Below are 20,604 nucleotides of genomic sequence, written 5' to 3'. Positions count from 1 at the left end.
CAGAAAAAACACCGACAATCCTTTTTTACGGAAAAGAATGGAGGCAACCATGTCCACCTCATATTTTGTCGCTGCCGACTGGCTGATTGAGCACGGCGACGATCCGGAAGTTCAGATTATTGATGCGCGCATGGCCCCTCCGGGGCAAGAGCATCGTGACGTTCCCGGTGAGTACCGCGCAGGGCATCTGCCAGGCGCGGTATTTTTTGATATCGAAGCGCTTTCCGATCACACCTCTCCCCTGCCACACATGCTGCCGCGTCCGGAAGCGTTTTCCGTGGCGATGCGCGAGCTGGGCATCAGCAAAGACAAACATCTTGTTGTTTACGATGAAGGCAATCTGTTCTCCGCGCCGCGCGCGTGGTGGATGCTGAAAAACTTCGGCGTGGAAAAAGTGTCGATTCTGGCGGGTGGGCTTGCGGGCTGGAAACGCGATGAGCTGCCGCTCCAGCAGGGTGACGTCACGCTGCCGGAAGGCGATTTCGACGCGTCCTTTGACGCACACGTGGTGAAGCGTCTGACCGACGTGCTGGTCGTCAGCCACGAAAAGACGGCGCAAATCGTCGATGCGCGCCCAGCACCACGCTTTAACGCTGAAGCGGATGAACCACGTCCGGGGCTGAGGCGAGGCCATATTCCGGGTGCGCTGAACGTGCCCTGGGGTGATCTGGTGTTTGAAGGCGAGCTGAAAACCACCGATGAATTGCGTGCCGTTTTTGAACGTCAGGGCGTGGATCTGCATCGTCCGATTATTGCCAGCTGCGGCTCCGGCGTGACGGCCTGCGTGGTGATTCTGGCGCTGGCAACCCTTGGCGCGAATGACGTGACGCTGTATGACGGCGCCTGGAGCGAATGGGGCGCGCGGGACGATCTGCCGGTTGAACCGGCGAATTAATGGATAACCGCCTGGCAACGCTGTTAACGCGCGGGTCCTCACTGACCCGCGCGGAGTATCGCGTCCTCGCCCACCTCACAGAGCATCCGCTGCTGGTGGGCAACATCACGGTGCGCGAGCTGGCGCTGGCGACATTTGTCTCCACCGCGACGATTATGCGCCTGTGTCAGAAGCTCGGATTCAGCGGCTTTAGCGAGTTTATCTGGCACTGCAAGCAGCTGCTTTCAGACACGCCGCACATCACCGTGCAGCCTGAGCAGCATGCGGAATTGCCTACGCTTTTTGCTCAGTTCATTGCCAACTATCAGCACACCTTTCAGTGGGTCACCCAGGCCAAACGCCAGCAGTTTGCCGGCCTGCTGCGCCAGAAAGAGAGCTTCTTTCTTTACGGCGCCGGGTTTTCGTATCTTTTTGCCGAGTACCTGACCAAGAAGTTGCAGGTGCTGGGTAAAACGGCGTTCATCTCCGGGCCGGGAGACAGCCGGAATATTTTTCTCAGTAACGCCGCGCGTTATCAGGTGTTTATTGCCGTCTCCCGCAGCGGCGAAACGGAGCAGGTACTGGATAAAGCGCGGATAGCCAAAAACGTCGGCATGACGGTCGTCGCCTTTACCCGGGCCTCCGCCAATACGCTGGCGGGCATGGCGGATCTGCATTTCGCGCTGTATGACGAGGCGGTGCACTTCGCTGCCGAAGCCGCAGGCGTGACGTCGTTTGAGTCGAATCTGGTGCTGCTGATGGATTTACTGCTGCTGGAGGCAACGGGGTGAGGCTCACCCCGCCGTAATTAAATAATGCGGTTGGTTTTAAGATCGCGCAGGAAGCCGCCCCAGCGACGCTCGTAGAACGGGGTGATGTGCTCGGTAATAAAGTGGCTGATCCCTTTCTCGCCCTTCTTCACCTGACAGATATCGATCGGCTCATCGCCCGGCAGCGTGTCGGTCGCTACGCTTCCCGCCGCCTGAATGATGTCTTCAATATCGCCGTCCGCTTCAATACCAATCAGCAGCACGGGCTGTTCATCAGCCCCCTCTTTGATGGAGCAGAGGAAAGCGCGTTTCACCGGCTTGATGGTACTAAACAGCGTGGTCAGGGAGTCAATCATCTGCGCGGGCGGCTCGGCCACTTCAGAGAGCAGCAGCGTTTCTCCCCCTTCCAGCACCTCCTGGGTGCTAAGCGGGTTGCCCTCCTCACCAATCAGGTGGCTGATTTCGCGCGGGGTGAACTCTTTCCCTGTTGGCAGTTTGGCGTTGAGGAAAAGCGTCTGCCCCAGCGTCATTTCGAACAGCGTGCGCACCGGCATCACCACGAACGCCTGTTCGTCTTCTACCGCTTCCTGCAAGGCTTCCAGTGAGGTAAAGAACGGGATCACCGAGGTGCCGTCATCTTTCTCCCAGTGCAGCAGATCCAGCGCGCTGTCTTCCACTACCTGCTCCCCTTCTGCCGCCGTTCCCGGCACCCAGACGGTAGATTCCAGCAGCGTGCGGAAAAAGGCCGGACGGTGAGCGGGCTCGGTCGCCGCCTGCTCCAGCAGGGTCTCTAATTCGTTTTTAGTATCTGACATAGTTTCGCTACTTCAAAAAAACGCCGGGTGGCGCTTCGCTTACCCGGCCTACAAAACCGTAGGCCCGTGCAAGCGCAGCGCCGCCGGGCAAAAAAGATCACTCAGCCGTCAGCAGGTTCGCCACGGTACGCACGCCCAGACCGGTCGCACCCGCAGACCACTGTTCAACCGCCGCTTTACGGTAGGTTGCAGAGCAGTCGATGTGCAGCCAGCCTTCATGATAGTTCTCAACGAAGTGCGACAGGAAGCCCGCTGCGGTGCTTGCTCCCGCCGGATATGCCGCGCTCGCGGTGTTGTTCAGCTCGGCAAAGTTAGACGGCAGCTGGCTGCGGTGGAACTCGGCCAGCGGCAGGCGCCAGAACGGCTCGTTTTCCGCCGCGGCGCTTGCCAGCAGGCGAGCGGCCAGCTTGTCGTCGAAGCTGAACAGCGCGTGGTAGTCGTTACCCAGGGCCGTTTTCGCCGCGCCGGTCAGGGTTGCCATGTCGATAATGAGCTCTGGCTTCTGGGCGGAGGCGTCGATCAGGCCATCGGCCAGCACCAGACGGCCTTCGGCGTCGGTGTTCATCACTTCGACATTTTTACCGTTGCGGTAGCGAATGATGTCGCCCAGCTTGAAGGCGTTACCGCTCACCATGTTATCCGCGCAGCACAGGTACAGCTTGACGCGCTTGTTCAGACCACGTGTGATGGCGAACGCCAGCGCGCCGGTGATGGTTGCCGCACCGCCCATGTCGGACTTCATGGAGTCCATGAATGCGCTCTGCTTCAGGCTATAGCCGCCGGTGTCGAAGGTAATGCCTTTCCCGACCAGGCAGGCAAAGACCGGCGCTTCTTTATTGCCGGTTGGGTTGTAATCCAGCGCCAGCAGGACCGGAGGACGTTCGGAGCCGCGGCCCACGGTATGAATGCCCATGTAGTTCTGCTCGCGCAGATCTTCGCCCTTGGTGATGCGGTAGGACATGTTATCCCCCGCCACGCCGGACAGCAGGTCAACGGCGCGCTGCGCCAGCTGCTCAGGGCCAAGCTCTTCCGCCGGGGCGTTAATGGTGTCGCGCACCCAGTCGATAATTTTCAGGCGGCTTTCCAGCTCTTTCTGACCAGCTTCGTCGAGGTTCGCCCACTCAATTTTACGGGTGCCTTTCGGGCCTTTGTATCCCGCCCAGAACGCCCAGCTGCGGTCAGTATCCCAGCCTTCACCTTCCAGCGACACATGCTTAATGCCCAGGCCGTCAATTTTACGCGCGGCGCGCTGGATCAGACCCAAATCATCGTTGCCCGTCAGGTGCAGGGTGATACCGTCGTTGTTGATGCTGTACGTGGCTTTTTCGCCCCAGCGCGCGTCAGCAGGCTGTGTGGCGAGCGTAATCTTCATCGCTTCGGTCATTTTATTTATCCTTATTAGCAACTAGCAAACGGGCCGCCTGAAGGCAGCCCGTTTTGTTATTTATTCTGCTTCATCTAACCAGACTAACAGAATCGCCTCCAGAATTTTTTCATTGGATGCGTTAGGATCGTCGTCGAAATCCTCTAAATCGCAGATCCACTGGTGCATGTCGGTGAATCGTACGGTCTTCGGATCGAGATCCGGGTTCGCGTCGTAGAGCGCTTCGCCGATTTCACGGCTGTCTGTCCACTTCAGTCCCATATTAGTGCTCGCGTGCGTGGTTGATGGTGTAGCGCGGGAATTCTACGACCAGATCTTCATCGGTCACCGCGGCCTGGCAGCTCAGGCGGCTGTCTGGCTCCAGACCCCATGCTTTATCCAGCATGTCGTCTTCGTCTTCGGTGCTCTCGGCGAGAGAGTCGAAACCTTCACGCACGATGCAGTGGCAGGTGGTGCAGGCACAGGATTTTTCACAGGCGTGTTCCACTTCGATACCTGCACGCAGGGCAACATCGAGAATGGTTTCACCGGTCTTCGCTTCCAGAACTGCGCCATCCGGACAGAGGTCCGCATGAGGCAAAATAACAATCTTTGGCATATTAAACCTCGTCCACGGACTGGCCTTTCAGCGCGACGCGGACAGATTTGTCCATGCGGCGAGCGGCGAAGTCCTGGGTTTGTTTATCAACGTTTTTAATGGCTTCTTCTATTGCGTCAGCGTCATTGCCTTCGGCGACTGCGCTTAGGCGCGCAGCAGCCTCGTCAATCACCTGACGCTCGGCGGCGCTTAACAGCGCGGCATCGGCAGCGAGCGCCCCGTTCAGGCTTTCCAGCACGCGTGCGGCTTCAACTTTCTGTTCAGCCAGCATACGCGCCTTCACATCCTGCTCGGCGTAGCTCATTGAATCCTGGATCATGGAGGCGATTTCGCCATCGGTCAGGCCGTAGGACGGCTTCACCTGGATGGACGATTCCACGCCGGTGGATTTTTCCATCGCCGTCACGCTCAGCAGGCCGTCGGCGTCCACCTGGAAGGTCACGCGAATATGCGCCCCGCCCGCCGGCAGCGCCGGGATACCGCGCAGCGCAAAGCGCGCCAGAGAGCGGCAGTCCTGCACCAGTTCGCGCTCGCCCTGCATCACGTGGATGGACATCGCGGTCTGGCCGTCTTTGAAGGTGGTGAACTCCTGCGCGCGCGCCACCGGAATGGTGGTGTTACGCGGGATCACTTTCTCCACCAGGCCGCCCATGGTTTCTAAACCGAGAGACAGCGGGATGACGTCCAGCAGCAGCATTTCGCTGTCCGGCTTGTTGCCAACCAGAATATCGGCCTGGATAGCGGCGCCGACGGCAACCACTTTGTCCGGGTCGATGGAGGTCAGCGGCGTGCGGCCAAAGAATTCGCCCACGCGCTCGCGCACCAGCGGCACGCGCGTTGAGCCGCCTACCATGACCACTTCCAGCACCTCGTCAGCCTCCACGCCCGCATCCTTCAATGCGCGACGGCAGGCCAGCAGGGTGCGTTTAACCAGAGGCGCAATCAGCTCGCTGAACCGATCGCGGGTGATTTCACCCTGCCAGCCTGCGACATTCACGCTGACCGACTGCGCATCGCTCAGCGCAATTTTGGCGTCGATGGCCGCATCCAGCAGTTCGCGCTGAACGCGCGCATCGCTGCGATCGCTGATGCCCGCCTGCTCGCGGATGTAGTCCGCCAGCAGATGGTCGAAATCATCGCCGCCGAGCGCGGAATCCCCGCCGGTCGCCAGCACTTCGAACACGCCGCGGCTCAGGCGCAGGATAGAAATATCAAAGGTGCCGCCGCCCAGATCGTAGACCGCAATCACCCCTTCCTGACCGGAGTCGAGGCCGTAGGCAATCGCCGCCGCCGTCGGTTCGTTCAGCAGGCGCAGCACGTGCAGGCCCGCCAGACGCGCGGCGTCTTTGGTGCCCTGACGCTGTGCGTCGTCAAAATAGGCCGGAACGGTGATCACTACGCCGTCCAGATCGCCGCCGAGCGTCGCCGTCGCGCGCGCCGCCAGCGCTTTGAGGATGTCAGCTGAAACACGAATTGGGTTCAGCAGGCCGGCCGCCGTGGCAATCATCGGCAGGCCGTTTTCACTGGCCTGAAGCTGATACGGCAGGTGCGGGTAGCGGGTCTGGATATCAGCCAGCGAGCGGCCCATCATGCGCTTTACGGAACTGATGGTATTGGCCGGATCGCGCGCGGCGTTGGCGCGGGCGTCGTAGCCAACCGCGTGCCCCTGCGGCTGATAGTGGACCACGGAAGGCAGCAGATGGCGGCCCTGCTCGTCAGCCAGCGTTTCCGCCTGGCCGCTGCGCACGGTCGCCACGAGGGAATTGGTGGTGCCCAGGTCAATACCGACCGCCAGACGACGCTGGTGCGGTGCGGCGCTTAAGCCAGGCTCACTAATTTGTAATAAGGCCATAATTGCTTCCGAAATTAAAAATCGAGCAGCTTTTCTTCGAGTTGTTCAGCACTGCTTCGCAGTTTATCGAGAAAACGGAGTTTGCGCACAGTGTCTGCCGCGACGTCCCAGGTCTCGTTGTTCAGTTGCTCCACCATCTGCTGATGGCGGGTATCGAACATGCCCTTCACGCGCGTGATAAAACGTTCCAGACGCGCTTCATCTTTGGCCTGTTCAATCTCATCCAGCTCTTCGCGAAGCGTAAGCTGTTCCATCAGAAAGGCGGTGTCGCGCACGGTATGCTGTTCGCTCGCCAGATCGAAACCGTGGAGCGAAAGCAGATATTCGGCACGCGTCAGCGGATGACGCAGCGTTTGCCAGGCCTGATTGATGGTCGCGGAGTGCGATACCGCAGCCAACTGCTCTGCCTGCGTCCCGCTGGCGAATTTATCCGGATGGTACTGACGCTGTAGATCCTGGAAACGGATCGTCAGTGCCTGAAGATCGATCGGGTATTGAGCGGGTAGTCCGAAGAGAGTGAAGTAATCCATAACAATCTCAGGGGTAGCCTGTTAGAACAAACCCCACGCGCAGCAAAGCCACGGTGGGGTTTCGGATGACGCGCGGTTAAACGTGGAAGCTTTCGCCGCAACCACACTCGTCTTTGACGTTCGGGTTCGTGAATTTGAACCCTTCGTTCAGGCCTTCTTTTACGAAGTCCAGCTGAGTGCCGTTGAGAAATTGCAGGCTTTTGCCATCGACCACCACCTTCACGCCCTTGTCTTCAAACACGGTGTCATCAGACGCCGGCTCGTCAACAAACTCCAGTACGTAAGCCATACCAGAACAGCCGGAGGTACGTACGCCCAGTCGCAGGCCAAAGCCTTTACCACGGTTCGCCAGAAAAGAGCTTACTCGCGCGGCAGCGCTGTCGCTAAGGGTAATCGACATACTCAAACCTCAATTATTTTGCTTCACGTTTGCTTTTGTAATCCGCAATGGCGGCTTTGATCGCGTCTTCTGCCAGAATAGAACAGTGAATTTTCACCGGTGGCAGTTCGAGTTCTTCAGCAATATCCGTGTTCTTGATTGCCTGTGCTTCGTCCAGAGACTTGCCCTTCACCCACTCGGTGACCAGGGAGCTGGAGGCGATAGCAGAACCGCAGCCGTAGGTCTTGAAGCGCGCGTCTTCAATGATACCTTCATTGTTGACTTTAATCTGCAACTTCATCACGTCGCCACATGCTGGCGCACCAACCATGCCGCTGCCGACAGAGTCGTCGCTGTTGTCAAAAGAGCCAACGTTGCGCGGGTTCTCGTAATGATCGATAACTTTTTCGCTGTATGCCATGATTGAATTCTCCTTATGTACCGATTAGTGATGTGACCATTCAATGCTGTTCAGGTCCACGCCCTGCTTGAACATTTCCCACAGTGGAGAAAGGTCGCGCAGACGGCCGATGGAGTTACGAACCAGCTTGATGGTGTAGTCAATCTCTTCTTCGGTAGTGAAACGACCTAAAGAGAAACGGATTGAGCTGTGTGCCAGCTCGTCAGTCATGCCCAGCGCACGCAGCACGTAGGATGGCTCCAGGCTTGCAGACGTACAGGCAGAACCGGAAGAAACGGCCAGGTCTTTCAGCGCCATGATCAGCGATTCACCTTCAACATAGTTGAAGCTGACGTTGAGGATGTTTGGCGCGCCCTGCTCGAGATCGCCGTTCAGATACACTTCTTCCATATCTTTCACGCCGTCCCACAGACGGTTACGCAGCGTACGCAGGCGTGCCATCTCGGTTTCCATCTCTTCTTTCGCGATACGGTACGCTTCGCCCATGCCCACGATCTGGTGAACAGGCAACGTACCGGAACGCATGCCGCGCTCATGACCGCCGCCGTGCATCTGTGCTTCGATGCGGATGCGTGGCTTACGACGAACGTACAGCGCGCCGATACCTTTCGGCCCATAGATTTTGTGGCCGGAGAAGGACATCAGGTCTACCTTCAGCTGGCTCAGATCGATAGGCAGTTTGCCCACGCTCTGGGTCGCATCCACGTGGTAGATGATGCCGCGCGCACGGCACATTTCGCCGATGGTCGCGATGTCCTGTACAACGCCGATTTCGTTGTTAACGTGCATGATGGAAACCAGAATGGTGTCGTCACGCATCGCCGCTTCGAGCTCTTTCAGGTCGATGATCCCGTTGCTCTGCGGCGCCAGGTAAGTCACCTCGAACCCTTCGCGCTCCAGCTGACGGCAGGTGTCCAGCACGGCTTTGTGTTCGGTTTTGCTGGTGATGATGTGCTTGCCTTTTTTCTGATAGAAGTTGGCCGCACCTTTGATCGCCAGGTTGTCGGATTCGGTCGCACCGGAGGTGAAAACAATTTCACGCGGGTCGGCGCCAACCAGGTCAGCAATCTGATTACGGGCGATATCTACCGCCTCTTCAGCATGCCAGCCAAAACGGTGTGAACGGGAAGCTGGGTTACCAAAGTTTCCGTCCAGGGTCAGACACTGCATCATTTTCTCGGCAACACGCGGGTCCACCGGCGTGGTTGCGGAGTAGTCGAGATAAATCGGTAATTTCATTGCTCTATAAACTCCGTACATCGCTTCAATGCAAGGAATCAGGCAACCGGCTGGATGTACGACCGAGTACGCGGGGTGTGACCACCCCGGCCTGATTCTGAATACTTATCTTTTTAATTACGCGCGCAGTTTAACGTCGATAGCGTCCTGCGAACGGGTGCTGCGTTGTGAATCCTGACTGTGCTGACGACCAGAAACGTCCAGAACTTCCTGGTTATTCACCAGTTCACCGAGGGTGATGTTGTTCAGGAAGCCGGTCAGACGGTCGCTCAGATCGCGCCACAGCGCGTGGGTCAGGCATTTATCGCCGCCCTGACAGCCGCCTTTACCCTGGCAACGGGTTGCGTCAACGGATTCATCCACCGCGCTAATCACTTCGCCAACCGCAATACTGCCCGCGTCTTTACCCAGCAGATAACCGCCGCCCGGGCCACGAACGCTGGACACCAGTCCATTTTTACGCAGTCTGGAGAACAGCTGTTCCAGGTAAGAGAGGGAGATCCCTTGTCGTTCAGAAATATCAGCCAACGGAACCGGGCCCGCTTCGGAGTTGAGCGCAACGTCCAGCATCGCGGTCACGGCATAACGCCCTTTAGATGTCAGTCTCATGTCTTACTTAACCTCAAACTCGCCCCTGCCCGGGGTTTTTTATTGTAAAATGGGGGTATTGCATAGCAGGGCCAAGTCTGACATTCCTGACTAAATTGGTCAACTATTTACTTGACTGTTTTAGTCAGGTATTTAACCTTCTGTGCCGTATTTTTTGCCCGGCGGCGCTGTGCTTGCACGGGCCTACGGGCTTTGTAGACCGGGTAAGCGAAGCGCCCCCCCGGCGAACACACGGCACTACTCTTTATTCTTCTGTTCAATCGACGCCAGAATCCCGCGCAGGATGTTAAGCTCCTGGCTTTCCGGACGGGCGCGGGTGAACATACGGCGCAGCTTGTTCATTACCTGGCCCGGGTGGCCTTCACGGATGAAGCCGGTAGAGAGCAGCGTCTGCTCCAGGTGGCCGTAGAAACGCTCCAGGTCGTCCACCAGTGGGTAGGCCGTCTCTTCTTTAGGTTCGACCTTTTTTTCCTGCGTCGCCAGCCATGCCATGCGCACTTCGTAGGCGATTACCTGCACCGCCATCGCCAGGTTAAGCGAGCTGTATTCCGGGTTGGCGGCAATCGCCACGTGGTAGTGGCACTTCTGTAGTTCCTCGTTGGTCAGGCCAACGCGTTCGCGACCAAACACCAGTGCAACCGGCGCCTGCTCCGCTTCTGAGACGCTTTTCAGGCCGCATTCTCGCGGGTCCAGCATCGGCCACGGCAGCGTACGGGAGCGCGCACTGGTGCCCACCACCAGACTGCAACCGGCCAGGGCTTCATCCAGCGTGTCCACGATCTGCGCATTACCGATCACGTCGCTGGCGCCGGCCGCCAGGGCAATAGCCTGAGAGTCTGGTTTCACCAGCGGATTAACCAGCCACAGGTTCGTTAAGCCCATGGTTTTCATAGCGCGGGCCACAGAGCCCATGTTGCCGGTGTGCGATGTTTCGACCAGCACGATTCGAATGTTTTGCAGCATAATTTTTAGATGTCTGGGTTCAGTGTCTGAAGAATATTCGGGCATATTATCATAAACGAGAGACATAATCCGATCCCGCTGCTATACTCTGCGCCGATTTTCCTGTTCTTTAACATCCAGTGAGAGAGACCGATGCATCCGATGCTGACCATCGCCGTGCGCGCAGCGCGCAAGGCGGGTAATGTAATTGCCAAACACTACGAAACTCCAGACTCCGTAGAAACCAGCCAGAAAGGCAGCAATGATTTCGTGACTAACGTCGATAAAGCCGCAGAAGCGATTATTATCGAAACGATCCGCAAATCTTACCCGCAGCACACCATCATCACCGAAGAAAGCGGTGAACATGAAGGTACCGATCAGGATGTTCAATGGGTTATCGATCCACTGGATGGCACCACCAACTTCGTTAAACGCCTGCCACACTTCTCAGTTTCTATCGCAGTACGCATCAAAGGCCGTACTGAAGTCGCCGTTGTCTACGATCCAATGCGTAACGAACTGTTCACCGCTACCCGCGGTCAGGGCGCGCAGCTGAACGGCTACCGTCTGCGTTGCAGCAATGCACGCGATCTGGACGGCACCATTCTGGCGACCGGCTTCCCGTTCAAGGCGAAGCAGCACGCAACCACCTATATGAATATCCTGGGCAAACTGTTCACCGAATGCGCGGACTTCCGTCGCACCGGCTCTGCTGCACTGGATCTGGCCTACGTGGCGACCGGTCGCGTTGACGGTTACTTCGAGCTGTCCCTGAAGCCGTGGGACTTTGCAGCGGGCGAACTGATCGCACGTGAAGCAGGCGCCATCGTGTGCGACTTCACCGGCGGTCATAACTATATGTCTACCGGCAACATCGTTGCAGGTAACCCGCGCGTTGTTAAGGCCATGCTGGCAAACATGCGTGATGAACTGAGTGATGCGCTGAAGCGTTAAGCCCGGTAACTGCCCCCAGCGGTTATTTCTTCCGTACTGTCTGTGCGTATATAAATCCCCGACGTTCAACATCGGGGATTTTTTATTAGTGGTTCTTTTACCCCTAAATAAACGTCAGTATTTTCTCTGTAATTTGATTTATAGCAGATTGCCTTTTCAATTTTATCATTACGATACTTCCTGACTAAGCGCCTCACTCAGGAAAAATAAATGAGCAACCTTATTTATTTAACGCTTGAGGGCGATATTCAGGGAAGGATTTCTGCTGACTGTGGTTCTCAGGCTTCAGTCGGCAACCGATATCAGCTGGGGCATGAAGATGAAATCTTTGTTTTCAGCCTGAAGCAGGAAGCGGGCGGTATCGGTGGCCGGTTTCACCATCGCGGACTGCAATTCTGTAAGATCCTGGATAAAAGCTCTCCGTTAATGAGTAACGCCATTAATAACAATGAACGTCTCAAGCTTACGTTTAATATTTACCGCATCAATCGGCACGGCCAAATGGAGAAGTATTATCTTATCGAATTACGTGGTGCAACAATACGGTCCATTCACCTGAATTACAGGATGAATGATATGGACTATGAATACATCTCGGTTGATTATGATTATATTCTGAGTCGCCATCTTATTGCCGGTACCGAATTTGATTATCTGCTGACGCCTGAAAATTATAACCGTCTCTTTCCGGTGGTGCAGAAGACAGTCCTCCCCGAAGAGCGGCCTGAACGTAAGGTGACGCTGGTGCTGGGGATATTCTTTGACGGCACTGGCAATAACGCGGTGAACACCCGGAACATGCTTGAGGCTCTGACGGCGCAGCACTTTGATATCAACAGCCCGGATGCGGCAACCATTCTCGCCAGAAATGCATCGGAGAAGATGGGGATAAGTGGGATCGGGGCGGGGAGCTATCTGGGATATTATACAAACATTTATTGGTTGAATGAGTTGTATGAGAAAAAATTTCCACCAGACAGTCACTACATACAAGATGTTATCTATGTCGAGGGTATTGGTACCCGGGCAGGTGAACCCGACAATCCGATAGGTCTGGGACTGGGCACAGCAGAGACCGGAATTATTGCCAAAACTGACGATGCGGTGACACAACTGGAAGTCGGGATAAAGAAAGCGCTTTCTCAATTAAACGGTAAGTTTGTTGTCGATACCCTGCTGTTTGATATCTTCGGTTTCAGCCGAGGTGCGGCGGCGGCCCGTCATTTCGCCAACCGTGTCCAGGCGGAAGACCGCGCCATAATCGAAACAATCTCGGCTGGGATGAAAGAATATAATTATCGCGGCGCACCAGCGGGTAAAACCCGCTTCCTCGGTATCATGGACACCGTGGCGGCCGTCGGTACGGTAATGAATGGCCTCAATCCACACAGCGCCGACACCGGAAATGTCAACATCCGCCTGCGTCCCGGCGTGGCGGGAAAAGTATTTCACATCATCGCCCAACACGAGTGTCGCTTTAACTTCGCACTTAATAGCGTTGCCCCTGCCTGGCCGGAACTTACACTTCCCGGCGCCCATTCCGATATAGGCGGCGGCTATCTGCCTCAGTTGCGGGAAGACCTCTTTCTTACTAGACCGTTAGTGGAAACCCTGCCACACAACCAGCCCGGCACACAGTCGCATGTTTACCAGCAGACGATGGCGCAGCTGCGCGTGCTGGAGCGTTCACCGGTTGTCATGCCCGTCATTCGAACCAATGCTATCACCCCGGACGTATGGGAAGATGATTTCGCCCCGCCTGACCGCTACAGCCAGCCGCAGAAACGGATCTTTTCCGCTCTGACGCTACGCCATCGGACGGTCCTTTTTGACTGGTCAAAGGTGGCGCTGCGGGTAATGGTCGATGCGGCAGTAGAGGCAGGAGCGTTATTAACTGACGTAGACAGCATCAGAACGCACGCCTTACCTGATGAACTGAGGCCGTTGTGCGATTACGCACGATTGATGGGTAAAGCAGCCCGTCAGCACAGAAGCGTAAACGGCTTCACACCCGACGAGGTGGATATAATTACCCGGAAATATATCCACTGTTCAGCCCACTGGAACGCAGTGGAGCTTAAACAGTCCGGTGAAATACAGGGTGGCGCTTCAGCGTGCGAAACCGTCGGCTTTGTTAATCGGCCAGATGAAAACTGGATAAGAACGATTTACAACATGGATGGAAAAAAACGATGAAAACACATAACGCACTGACAATTCTACTGCTGCTGGCAATGACGGGCTGCAACCCGCACAAGCCTCATCCTTTACAATCAAAACAGGCCGCCAGTGGTGACTGGATTCTGCCTTATGGCGAATGGAGTTTTTCTTTTATCACGCCCTACGAGCTGCCAGCAAAAGCGCTTCATGCCCGGGTGATCGACACGGATGGTTACTTGTATACCTTTAATACCCTTGACTCCACTTCTCGCGATTCCGAATCCGTGGGCAAATGGACTGATGTGGCCTATGGAGGTAGTGTCAATTTCAACAAAGTCAAAAAGCCCCCTCAGTACATTGTCTTCTGCTGGGAGTCCTACATTGACCAGCAAACCTATGAAACCAGCGCCGTGTTCGGACCGGACACCTGGCTGCGCATGAAAACCCCTGCCGATCATACCTATCGATCTGGCGCTCCCGTCTGGTACGACAATATGACCTTCGGCCTGTCCCCCGGCGGCAAAGTCAAGGTCTGGCTTCCGGATGTCGCCGGACGCCCCAGCCTGCCCCTCAAACCGTTGAAGATGTGGACTCACGCCGGCAAGGACCTGACTCTTTGCAAAGACTATGTTGTTCCCGGCGGTACGTTTAACGTCATCAAGTCAACGCAGGATTTCATTAAAGGCAAAACTTACCCCTACGGTAATTGGGATTAACAATAAGAGACAGCTCCGTGGCAGAGGGGAAGGAGACCGCACGTCGTTAAAACGACCGCAGCCCCCTTCCCACCGGCACCGCGCTCATCCACATCGTGACCGCAGCCACCAGCAGAATCACCCCGCCCGCCAGCGCAAGCGTCGTCCAGCCAACCTGTCGCCACAGCACCGGCGTTTTATTGCCGCTGAGTTTTACCGCGAGCTGACGAAAGCTGTGCACCAGCAACGCTAACGAAGAGATAGTCAGAGATGTTCCCGCCGCCATCGCCAGCGCCGAGAGCATACCCCAGCCAAATACCCCAATCACTTTGCTGAACAACAGCACCATGATTGCTCCCGAGCACGGGCGCATCCCCATAGAGAGCACAATCATCAGCCGCGCGCGCCAGTCGTCGCCGCTCTGTAATTGCGCCTGCGTCGGCAGATGCTGATGCCCACATCCGCAGTTTTCATGGTGAACGTGATGCGGCGTAAAGGCTCTGAATTTCGGTTTTTGCAGCAACGCGCGCAACTTTTTCAGCGCCCGCCAGCAGAGGATCAGCCCCAGCACGCCGACCAGCGCGTAACTCCCCTTCTCCAGCCAGAAGCTGCTCATATGCAGCTGACGGGCCGGCAGCTGCAACAGCGAAAGGACTATCACCACGAGCGCAATCGCCACAATGCCCTGAAGTAAAGAGGACGCCAGCGTCAGGCCAATACTTGATTTCAGCTTCGACGGATGGGTGGCAAGCCAAGTGGTGATGACGATTTTACCGTGCCCCGGCCCCAGCGCGTGCAGCACGCCATAGATAAAGCTGAACGCCAGAAGAGAACCGCCCGCTTTGGTCGGGTTCTCCGCCACCGCCTTCAGCAGCCCGCTCATCTGCTGGTTGACTTCACGCTGCCAGATAATGCTTTTTATCATCACCTGCGGCCAGGCCTGCCACAGCCAGAGCGCGCCGCAGACGGCTAACAGTAAAAAGAGCGCCAAAGGCCAGAGGTGCAGCCAGCGACGCTGCTTGCTGACGGGAGAGGAGATCACTGACATTGCAACGTTACCTCCTGCGCAAACTGTTTTCCTAATTCCATGTCTTCTGGGGGCGCATCTTCTTTATCAAGGGAAACGGCAAAATTCAGCGTCTCTTCGCTGGGCGTCGGCGTGTGCACGGCAATTTTGCAGTTTTTTTGCAAATTTTCCGGCAGCTGCACGTCGCTGTCCTGGGCGTAATGCATATCGACGTAGTAGGTTGGATCAAACGTAGAGAACGTGTACTTCTGCCCTGCCAGCGGCTGAGGGTGCGCCAGCGGAAGGATAAACGTCAGCACCGCCTGATGACCGTCGCGGGTCATGCCGTACTCCGTGGGACGGTTAAGAAACTTCACCTTTTGTCCGTTGTGCCAGAACTCGGTGAAGTAGTGCTGACCCAGCACGTTGGCCATCACCTCTGCCGCCAGCTTTTTCCAGATCTCGTCGCCGGGCTTTGCGTTTCCGGCATCGTACAGCAGATCGGCGGAGGTGATTTCATCCATCGTCCAGCGCATTTTCAGGCCGCTGAGCTGCGTGCCGTCCGTCACCAGCTCGGTTTTCAGGCTGATAAAACTGTGAGGATGGGCGCCGGCGGCGAAAGTGAAAACCGCCAAAAATAACGCTACCGCGCTTTGTTTAACTATTTGCATCTGTTCCTCACGTCAAAAATTCTGTGATGTTCGCCAGCAATCCTGAGTGAAAGGCCTGCCGGCGCGCTTTTCAGCGCCCATCCTTTAGCTATTCTTATCAAACATTCACACTGGATACCCGACAGATGATGATGACGACGCTTGAAATTCCATCTGTGCTTTCCAGTTCGCAGCGCCGCTGCCAGGTGCTTTTGATGCTTTACCTGCCCGATGCTGCCGTCACCGCACAGAGCATAATCGCTGCCAACGGCGTGGACGACGCCCTGGCACGGCAAGATATAGCCGAGACGCGCGATGAAATCCAGCGCTATCATCGGCTTGATATCGTCACGCACCTTGATGGCTGCTACCGAATTGAGGGTTCCGCCCTGAACCAGCGCTTGTGCCTGCTGCACTGGCTGCGCAGGGCGCTCCGGCTGTGTCCGCATTTTGTCTCGCAACAGTTTACCCCGGCCTTAAAAACGGCGCTTAAACAGCACGGTATCGCCCGCCCTCTTTATGACGATGCGAATCTTCGGGCGCTTATCAGCTTTTGTTCGCGCAAGCTTCAGCGTCAGTTTGAGGCCCGCGACGTGCAGTTTTTACAGCTCTATCTGCAATACTGTCTGATTCAGCATCATCTGGGCAATACGCCACAGTTTTCTCCCGTTCAGCGCAGCTGGACGCAGTCGAGAGGGGAGTACTTTACGGCGCAGGAAATTGTTCGCCACTGGAAACGGCGCGTTCCACAGGGCACACACGGCGATGAACAGCTGTTTCTGGCGCTGCTGTTTATGATGCTCCGCACACCCGATCCGGTGCTGGATAAACATCAGCAGGATCAACGCCTGCGTCGCGCCATCGTGCGTATGATTGCCCGTTTCCGGGCACAAACCGGCATGAACTTCAGCGATGAGCAAGGGCTGACCGATCAGCTTTATGTTCATCTGGCTCAGGCGCTGGACCGCTCCTTATTTGACATTGGCATCGACAACAGCCTGCCGGAAGAGATCCACCGCCTTTACCCCCGGCTGCTGCGCACCACCAAAGAAGCGCTGTCTGAGCTGGAAGCCGAATTTGGCCTGCGATTCTCCGGTGAAGAGAGGGCTCTGGTGGCGGTGATTTTCGGTGCCTGGCTGATGCAGGAAACCGATCTGCATGAAAAACAGGTAGTGCTATTAACGGGGGAAGATAAAGCCTGTGAGGAACTGATTGAGCAGCAGCTTCGCGAACTGACGCTGCTGCCGCTCAATATTCGATATCTCAGCCTGGAAGCGTTTAAGAAAGAGGGCGCTCCTCGCGAGGCAGCGCTGGTCATTACTCCCTATCCAACCGCCCTGCCGCTGTTCTCGCCGCCGCTCATTCATGCCGTTGAGACCCTGAATTCGCAGCAGCAGGAACATATTCGCGTTATGCTCGAATCATAGTCACGCGCGAGCAGCCACCTTCGGGCGGATGACGATGGCCGGTAAGGCCACCAGCGCCATCACCCAGAACACCCCGTGCCCGAGATGCTGATAGAGGAAACCGGCGAAGACGGTCATCACGGCGATACTGCCCCCCATCGCCACCGCTGAATAGACCGCCTGGAGACGAATAACGTCCCCACCCTCTCGCGCCGCGATGTAGCGCATCGCCGCCAAATGGCACACGGTGAAGGTCCCGCAGTGCAGAATTTGCGCCACAATCAGCCACGGCAGCTCCGTCGTCCAGCCCATAATGCCCCAGCGCGCCACGCCGCAGACGGCGGAAAGCAGCAGCAGATCCCGCGCACCGAAACGACTGAACAGTTTTTTGCTGAGCGCAAAGATAATCACTTCAGCCACTACGCCAAGCGACCATAAATAGCCGACGGCGGAGGCGGAATATCCCGCCCCCTGCCAGTAAATGGCGCTGAAGCCGTAATAAGCCGCATGCGCGCCCTGAAGCAGGCAGACGCAGGCCAGAAAACGCCAGCTTTGCGCCACCAGGCTTCGCCAGGCGGGCCAGCCCGCGCTTTCCTGATGACGGCTTTCCCCTTGCGGCATCACCGACGGGCGCAGTAGCATCCCCAAAAGCATGGAGGCGATCCCGATACTCAGCAATGCCAGGATCGCGCGGTAATCGTAGAGGCTGACCAGTTTGCCCACCAGCGCAGAGCCGATGACGAAGGCAATCGATCCCCACAGGCGCACGCGGCCATAGTCCATGGTGATCTGCTTTTGCCAGGTGTTCGCCAGCGCATCCGTCAGCGGCACCAGCGGGGAGAAGAACAGGTTAAAGCCAACCATCACCACCATCAGCCAGGCAAACTGGTGGCTGACCCAGAAACAGGCCGCGAAGACCAGCGTCAGCAGGGCCAGAACGCGCACCGCTTTAATCAGTAAGGAGGGATCGCTGACGCGGGGGGCAATCAGCAGGCTACCGAGGAAACGCGCCACCAGCCCTGCGCCCAGCAGGATACCGATGGTTTCAGGCGTCAGACCAATTCCCTTGAGCCAGACGCTCCAGAAAGGCAAAAAAATACCGTAGCTAAAGAAATAGGTGAAATAGCTGAGCGCCAGCCAGCGCGTGGAATGCAAGACCATGAATCCCTCCCGAAATGGAGGCGATAGTCTGGCGTTTATCCTGTACTTTAGCAAGTCGTTAGCGCGCTATAAATTTACGAAAAATTAACATCATGCACAGCCGGTCGGCGTATGGCGAGAGCGGTAAAACTGTATTACGTTTAAAGGACATCGCCTGAAGAGGTCGTTTGCCATGAACAGCTTACGTTATTTCGATTTCGGCTCCTCCCGTTCGCTCCTGCTTTTAATTGCCCGCATTGCCATCGTGGCTCTGTTTATTATTTTCGGTTATCCAAAGCTGACGGGGTTTAGCGGCACCGTTCAGTACATGACGTCGCTCGGTGCGCCCATGCCCATGCTGGCGGCCATTATTGCCGTCGTGATGGAGATTCCCGCCGCTATATTGATTGTGCTTGGCTTTTTCACCCGCCCTCTCGCGGTCATCTTTGTCTTCTATACGCTGGGGACGGCGGTAATTGGTCATCACTACTGGGATATGACCGGGGATGCGGTCCTGCCCAATATGATTAACTTCTACAAAAATGTGAGTATCGCGGGCGCCTTTATTTTGCTGGCGATTACAGGGCCGGGGGCCATCTCCCTCGACCGACGTTAGCCCACAAAAAAGGCCGCATAAGCGGCCTTTTTCAGTTCTGCAACGCAGGGAATTAAGCGTACACCGGGAAGCGTGCGCAGATTTCCAGAACTTTACCCTTAACGCGCTCGATAACCGCGTCGTCATTGATGTTGTCCAGAACGTCACACATCCAGCCCGCCAGCTCTTTCACTTCCGCTTCTTTAAAGCCGCGACGCGTCACGGCCGGAGAACCGATACGGATACCGGAAGTCACGAACGGGCTCTTCGGATCGTTTGGCACGCTGTTTTTGTTCACGGTGATGTTGGCGCGGCCCAGGGCAGCGTCAGCTTCTTTACCGGTCAGGTTCTTATCAACCAGGTCCAGCAGGAACAGGTGGTTTTCCGTCCCGCCAGAAACCACTTTGTAGCCACGGTTCAGGAACACTTCCACCATCGCTTTGGCGTTCTTAGCAACCTGCTGCTGATACACCTTGAACTCTGGCTCCATCGCTTCTTTCAGCGCCACCGCTTTAGCCGCGATAACGTGCATCAGCGGGCCGCCCTGCGCGCTTGGGAACACGGCAGAGTTTAGCTTTTTGTACAGCTCTTCGTCACCGCCTTTCGCCAGGATCAGGCCACCGCGTGGACCCGCCAGGGTTTTGTGGGTAGTGGTGGTCACAACGTGAGCGTGTGGAACCGGGTTCGGATAAACGCCTGCGGCAATCAGGCCGGCAACGTGCGCCATGTCGACAAACAGGTACGCGCCGATGCTGTCTGCGATTTCACGCATTTTGGCCCAGTCAACGATGCCGGAGTAAGCAGAGAAACCACCGATGATCATTTTCGGCTTGTGCTCTTTAGCCTGCTTCGCCATGTCTTCGTAGTCAATTTTACCGGACTCATCAATACCGTAAGGAATGATGTTGTACAGTTTACCGGAGAAGTTAACCGGGGAGCCGTGAGTCAGGTGGCCGCCCTGTGCCAGGTTCATACCCAGAACGGTATCGCCCGGCTGCAACAGCGCGGTGTAAACAGCGAAGTTAGCCTGAGAGCCAGAGTGCGGCTGGACGTTTGCGTAGTCAGCGCCAAAGAGTGCTTTCGCACGGTCAATTGCCAGCTGCTCAACGATATCAACGTACTCGCAGCCGCCGTAGTAGCGCTTGCCCGGGTAACCTTCAGCATATTTGTTGGTCAGCTGAGAGCCCTGCGCCTGCATAACGCGCGGACTGGTGTAGTTTTCGGAGGCGATCAGTTCGATGTGCTCTTCCTGACGTACTTTTTCCTGCTCCATAGCCTGCCACAGTTCGGCATCATAATCGGCAATGTTCATTTCACGCTTTAACATCCGCATCTCCTGACTCAGCTAACAAGTAAATTTTTGGCCTGAAAAGGCAGTCCTGTTGGACGACGGGCAACAGTATAACTGAATAGTTCTGCGATAACAGGTCTTGACAAACGATTTTACGCAAACGTTTACCTTCACGCCACGCAAGGGTTTGAGCGATAAAGCTCTCGCCATTTTCAACGGATTTCTTTTCAGCTTTGTGATGCATATTTTTCACGATGCAAAGAACCATTTACATTGCATGGGTATTTTTAT

22 protein-coding genes are annotated in these 20,604 nt (G+C 56.2%); 7 read left to right on the top strand and 15 right to left on the bottom strand.

The window, feature by feature from the left end:
• Nucleotides 1–49: 49 nt before the first annotated feature.
• Together sseA and IM267_RS12565 are read left to right on the top strand one after the other, a co-directional pair.
• On the top strand, nucleotides 50–895 hold the full coding sequence (gene sseA, locus IM267_RS12570) for a 3-mercaptopyruvate sulfurtransferase (RefSeq protein ID WP_063868000.1): 846 nt from the start codon (nucleotides 50–52) through the stop codon (nucleotides 893–895).
• Nucleotides 895–1,665 carry a MurR/RpiR family transcriptional regulator gene (locus IM267_RS12565; RefSeq protein ID WP_193033504.1) on the top strand — a complete coding sequence of 257 codons (771 nt, stop codon included), beginning with the start codon at nucleotides 895–897 and terminating at the stop codon, nucleotides 1,663–1,665. The genes sseA and IM267_RS12565 overlap by 1 nt, the downstream gene beginning before the upstream one ends.
• A 17-nt stretch (nucleotides 1,666–1,682) precedes the next feature.
• On the opposite strand, the gene sseB is transcribed toward IM267_RS12565, so the two are convergent.
• From sseB to trmJ, 11 genes are all read right to left on the bottom strand, one after another.
• Nucleotides 1,683–2,459, bottom strand: a complete 777-nt coding sequence (gene sseB, locus IM267_RS12560) for an enhanced serine sensitivity protein SseB (protein ID WP_107533522.1) — start codon at nucleotides 2,457–2,459, stop codon at nucleotides 1,683–1,685.
• 97 nt (nucleotides 2,460–2,556) lie between these two features.
• Nucleotides 2,557–3,843, bottom strand: coding sequence for an aminopeptidase PepB (pepB, locus tag IM267_RS12555; protein ID WP_063867996.1), 1,287 nt, complete (start codon nucleotides 3,841–3,843; stop codon nucleotides 2,557–2,559).
• Nucleotides 3,844–3,903: 60 nt separating this feature from the next.
• Nucleotides 3,904–4,104, bottom strand: a complete 201-nt coding sequence (iscX, locus tag IM267_RS12550) for a Fe-S cluster assembly protein IscX (protein ID WP_003860650.1) — start codon at nucleotides 4,102–4,104, stop codon at nucleotides 3,904–3,906.
• Nucleotide 4,105: 1 nt separating this feature from the next.
• Nucleotides 4,106–4,441, bottom strand: a complete 336-nt coding sequence (gene fdx, locus IM267_RS12545; protein WP_003860652.1) for an ISC system 2Fe-2S type ferredoxin — start codon at nucleotides 4,439–4,441, stop codon at nucleotides 4,106–4,108.
• A gap of 1 nt (nucleotide 4,442) precedes the next feature.
• Nucleotides 4,443–6,293, bottom strand: coding sequence for a Fe-S protein assembly chaperone HscA (gene hscA / locus IM267_RS12540; protein WP_193033503.1), 1,851 nt, complete (start codon nucleotides 6,291–6,293; stop codon nucleotides 4,443–4,445).
• Between the two features lie 14 nt (nucleotides 6,294–6,307).
• Entirely contained in the window at nucleotides 6,308–6,823 is a 516-nt protein-coding gene (gene hscB, locus IM267_RS12535; protein WP_063867992.1) for a co-chaperone HscB, read from the bottom strand.
• 76 nt (nucleotides 6,824–6,899) lie between these two features.
• On the bottom strand, nucleotides 6,900–7,223 hold the full coding sequence (gene iscA / locus IM267_RS12530) for an iron-sulfur cluster assembly protein IscA (protein ID WP_003860659.1): 324 nt from the start codon (nucleotides 7,221–7,223) through the stop codon (nucleotides 6,900–6,902).
• A gap of 13 nt (nucleotides 7,224–7,236) precedes the next feature.
• The gene (gene iscU, locus IM267_RS12525; protein ID WP_015703172.1) at nucleotides 7,237–7,623 is read right to left on the bottom strand and encodes a Fe-S cluster assembly scaffold IscU; all 387 of its coding nucleotides are present in this window, start codon (nucleotides 7,621–7,623) and stop codon (nucleotides 7,237–7,239) included.
• 24 nt (nucleotides 7,624–7,647) lie between these two features.
• The gene (iscS, locus tag IM267_RS12520; RefSeq protein WP_003860663.1) at nucleotides 7,648–8,862 is read right to left on the bottom strand and encodes a cysteine desulfurase; all 1,215 of its coding nucleotides are present in this window, start codon (nucleotides 8,860–8,862) and stop codon (nucleotides 7,648–7,650) included.
• A 117-nt stretch (nucleotides 8,863–8,979) separates the two neighbouring features.
• Nucleotides 8,980–9,471 (bottom strand): Fe-S cluster assembly transcriptional regulator IscR, encoded by a 492-nt coding sequence (iscR, locus tag IM267_RS12515; RefSeq protein WP_022649018.1) that lies wholly within the window; start codon nucleotides 9,469–9,471, stop codon nucleotides 8,980–8,982.
• A 237-nt stretch (nucleotides 9,472–9,708) separates the two neighbouring features.
• Nucleotides 9,709–10,434, bottom strand: a complete 726-nt coding sequence (trmJ, locus tag IM267_RS12510) for a tRNA (cytosine(32)/uridine(32)-2'-O)-methyltransferase TrmJ (protein WP_193033535.1) — start codon at nucleotides 10,432–10,434, stop codon at nucleotides 9,709–9,711.
• A gap of 132 nt (nucleotides 10,435–10,566) precedes the next feature.
• On the opposite strand from trmJ, the gene suhB reads away from it, so the two are divergent.
• The 3 genes from suhB (at nucleotide 10,567) to IM267_RS12495 (ending at nucleotide 14,246) form a co-directional block, all read left to right on the top strand.
• On the top strand, nucleotides 10,567–11,370 hold the full coding sequence (suhB, locus tag IM267_RS12505; RefSeq protein ID WP_003860668.1) for an inositol-1-monophosphatase: 804 nt from the start codon (nucleotides 10,567–10,569) through the stop codon (nucleotides 11,368–11,370).
• 210 nt (nucleotides 11,371–11,580) lie between these two features.
• Complete coding sequence (gene tssD, locus IM267_RS12500; RefSeq protein ID WP_193033502.1) at nucleotides 11,581–13,566, top strand: type VI secretion system tube protein TssD; 1,986 nt, start codon at nucleotides 11,581–11,583, stop codon at nucleotides 13,564–13,566.
• Nucleotides 13,563–14,246 (top strand): DUF2931 family protein, encoded by a 684-nt coding sequence (locus IM267_RS12495; protein WP_107533528.1) that lies wholly within the window; start codon nucleotides 13,563–13,565, stop codon nucleotides 14,244–14,246. Before tssD ends, IM267_RS12495 begins: the two co-directional genes overlap by 4 nt.
• A 46-nt stretch (nucleotides 14,247–14,292) precedes the next feature.
• Here the strand turns inward: IM267_RS12495 and IM267_RS12490 are convergent, their stop codons facing one another.
• Nucleotides 14,293–15,273, bottom strand: coding sequence for a nickel/cobalt transporter (locus tag IM267_RS12490; protein ID WP_193033501.1), 981 nt, complete (start codon nucleotides 15,271–15,273; stop codon nucleotides 14,293–14,295).
• A complete protein-coding gene (locus tag IM267_RS12485) occupies nucleotides 15,264–15,902 on the bottom strand; it encodes a DUF1007 family protein (RefSeq protein WP_107533530.1) in 639 nt (212 codons plus the stop codon). The genes IM267_RS12490 and IM267_RS12485 overlap by 10 nt, the downstream gene beginning before the upstream one ends.
• Before the next feature lie 128 nt (nucleotides 15,903–16,030).
• On the opposite strand from IM267_RS12485, the gene csiE reads away from it, so the two are divergent.
• Nucleotides 16,031–17,308 carry a stationary phase inducible protein CsiE gene (csiE, locus tag IM267_RS12480; protein ID WP_063868352.1) on the top strand — a complete coding sequence of 426 codons (1,278 nt, stop codon included), beginning with the start codon at nucleotides 16,031–16,033 and terminating at the stop codon, nucleotides 17,306–17,308.
• Here the strand turns inward: csiE and IM267_RS12475 are convergent, their stop codons facing one another.
• A complete protein-coding gene (locus tag IM267_RS12475) occupies nucleotides 17,309–18,448 on the bottom strand; it encodes a 3-phenylpropionate MFS transporter (protein ID WP_107533531.1) in 1,140 nt (379 codons plus the stop codon).
• 172 nt (nucleotides 18,449–18,620) lie between these two features.
• Here IM267_RS12475 and IM267_RS12470 point away from each other — a divergent pair, with 172 nt between their 5' ends.
• A complete protein-coding gene (locus IM267_RS12470; RefSeq protein WP_112791762.1) occupies nucleotides 18,621–19,043 on the top strand; it encodes a DoxX family protein in 423 nt (140 codons plus the stop codon).
• 52 nt (nucleotides 19,044–19,095) lie between these two features.
• On the opposite strand, the gene glyA is transcribed toward IM267_RS12470, so the two are convergent.
• A complete protein-coding gene (gene glyA, locus IM267_RS12465; protein ID WP_063450529.1) occupies nucleotides 19,096–20,349 on the bottom strand; it encodes a serine hydroxymethyltransferase in 1,254 nt (417 codons plus the stop codon).
• Nucleotides 20,350–20,604 lie beyond the last annotated feature (255 nt).

This window comes from Enterobacter cloacae complex sp. P15RS (genome assembly GCF_014895905.1).
Taxonomy (GTDB): Bacteria; Pseudomonadota; Gammaproteobacteria; order Enterobacterales; family Enterobacteriaceae; genus Enterobacter; species Enterobacter quasihormaechei.
Note: the sequence above shows the minus strand (reverse complement) of the source record. Positions and strands in the feature narration are given on the sequence as shown.

Excerpts from the sequence above, each read along its gene's own strand:
- sseA (WP_063868000.1), top strand. The coding sequence starts at position 50 with ATGTCCACCTCATATTTTGTCGCTGCCGACTGGCTGATTGAGCACGGC.
- IM267_RS12565 (WP_193033504.1), top strand. The coding sequence starts at position 895 with ATGGATAACCGCCTGGCAACGCTGTTAACGCGCGGGTCCTCACTGACC.
- sseB (WP_107533522.1), bottom strand. The coding sequence starts at position 2,459 with ATGTCAGATACTAAAAACGAATTAGAGACCCTGCTGGAGCAGGCGGCG.
- pepB (WP_063867996.1), bottom strand. The coding sequence starts at position 3,843 with ATGACCGAAGCGATGAAGATTACGCTCGCCACACAGCCTGCTGACGCG.
- iscX (WP_003860650.1), bottom strand. The coding sequence starts at position 4,104 with ATGGGACTGAAGTGGACAGACAGCCGTGAAATCGGCGAAGCGCTCTAC.
- fdx (WP_003860652.1), bottom strand. The coding sequence starts at position 4,441 with ATGCCAAAGATTGTTATTTTGCCTCATGCGGACCTCTGTCCGGATGGC.
- hscA (WP_193033503.1), bottom strand. The coding sequence starts at position 6,293 with ATGGCCTTATTACAAATTAGTGAGCCTGGCTTAAGCGCCGCACCGCAC.
- hscB (WP_063867992.1), bottom strand. The coding sequence starts at position 6,823 with ATGGATTACTTCACTCTCTTCGGACTACCCGCTCAATACCCGATCGAT.
- iscA (WP_003860659.1), bottom strand. The coding sequence starts at position 7,223 with ATGTCGATTACCCTTAGCGACAGCGCTGCCGCGCGAGTAAGCTCTTTT.
- iscU (WP_015703172.1), bottom strand. The coding sequence starts at position 7,623 with ATGGCATACAGCGAAAAAGTTATCGATCATTACGAGAACCCGCGCAAC.
- iscS (WP_003860663.1), bottom strand. The coding sequence starts at position 8,862 with ATGAAATTACCGATTTATCTCGACTACTCCGCAACCACGCCGGTGGAC.
- iscR (WP_022649018.1), bottom strand. The coding sequence starts at position 9,471 with ATGAGACTGACATCTAAAGGGCGTTATGCCGTGACCGCGATGCTGGAC.
- trmJ (WP_193033535.1), bottom strand. The coding sequence starts at position 10,434 with ATGCTGCAAAACATTCGAATCGTGCTGGTCGAAACATCGCACACCGGC.
- suhB (WP_003860668.1), top strand. The coding sequence starts at position 10,567 with ATGCATCCGATGCTGACCATCGCCGTGCGCGCAGCGCGCAAGGCGGGT.
- tssD (WP_193033502.1), top strand. The coding sequence starts at position 11,581 with ATGAGCAACCTTATTTATTTAACGCTTGAGGGCGATATTCAGGGAAGG.
- IM267_RS12495 (WP_107533528.1), top strand. The coding sequence starts at position 13,563 with ATGAAAACACATAACGCACTGACAATTCTACTGCTGCTGGCAATGACG.
- IM267_RS12490 (WP_193033501.1), bottom strand. The coding sequence starts at position 15,273 with ATGTCAGTGATCTCCTCTCCCGTCAGCAAGCAGCGTCGCTGGCTGCAC.
- IM267_RS12485 (WP_107533530.1), bottom strand. The coding sequence starts at position 15,902 with ATGCAAATAGTTAAACAAAGCGCGGTAGCGTTATTTTTGGCGGTTTTC.
- csiE (WP_063868352.1), top strand. The coding sequence starts at position 16,031 with ATGATGACGACGCTTGAAATTCCATCTGTGCTTTCCAGTTCGCAGCGC.
- IM267_RS12475 (WP_107533531.1), bottom strand. The coding sequence starts at position 18,448 with ATGGTCTTGCATTCCACGCGCTGGCTGGCGCTCAGCTATTTCACCTAT.
- IM267_RS12470 (WP_112791762.1), top strand. The coding sequence starts at position 18,621 with ATGAACAGCTTACGTTATTTCGATTTCGGCTCCTCCCGTTCGCTCCTG.
- glyA (WP_063450529.1), bottom strand. The coding sequence starts at position 20,349 with ATGTTAAAGCGTGAAATGAACATTGCCGATTATGATGCCGAACTGTGG.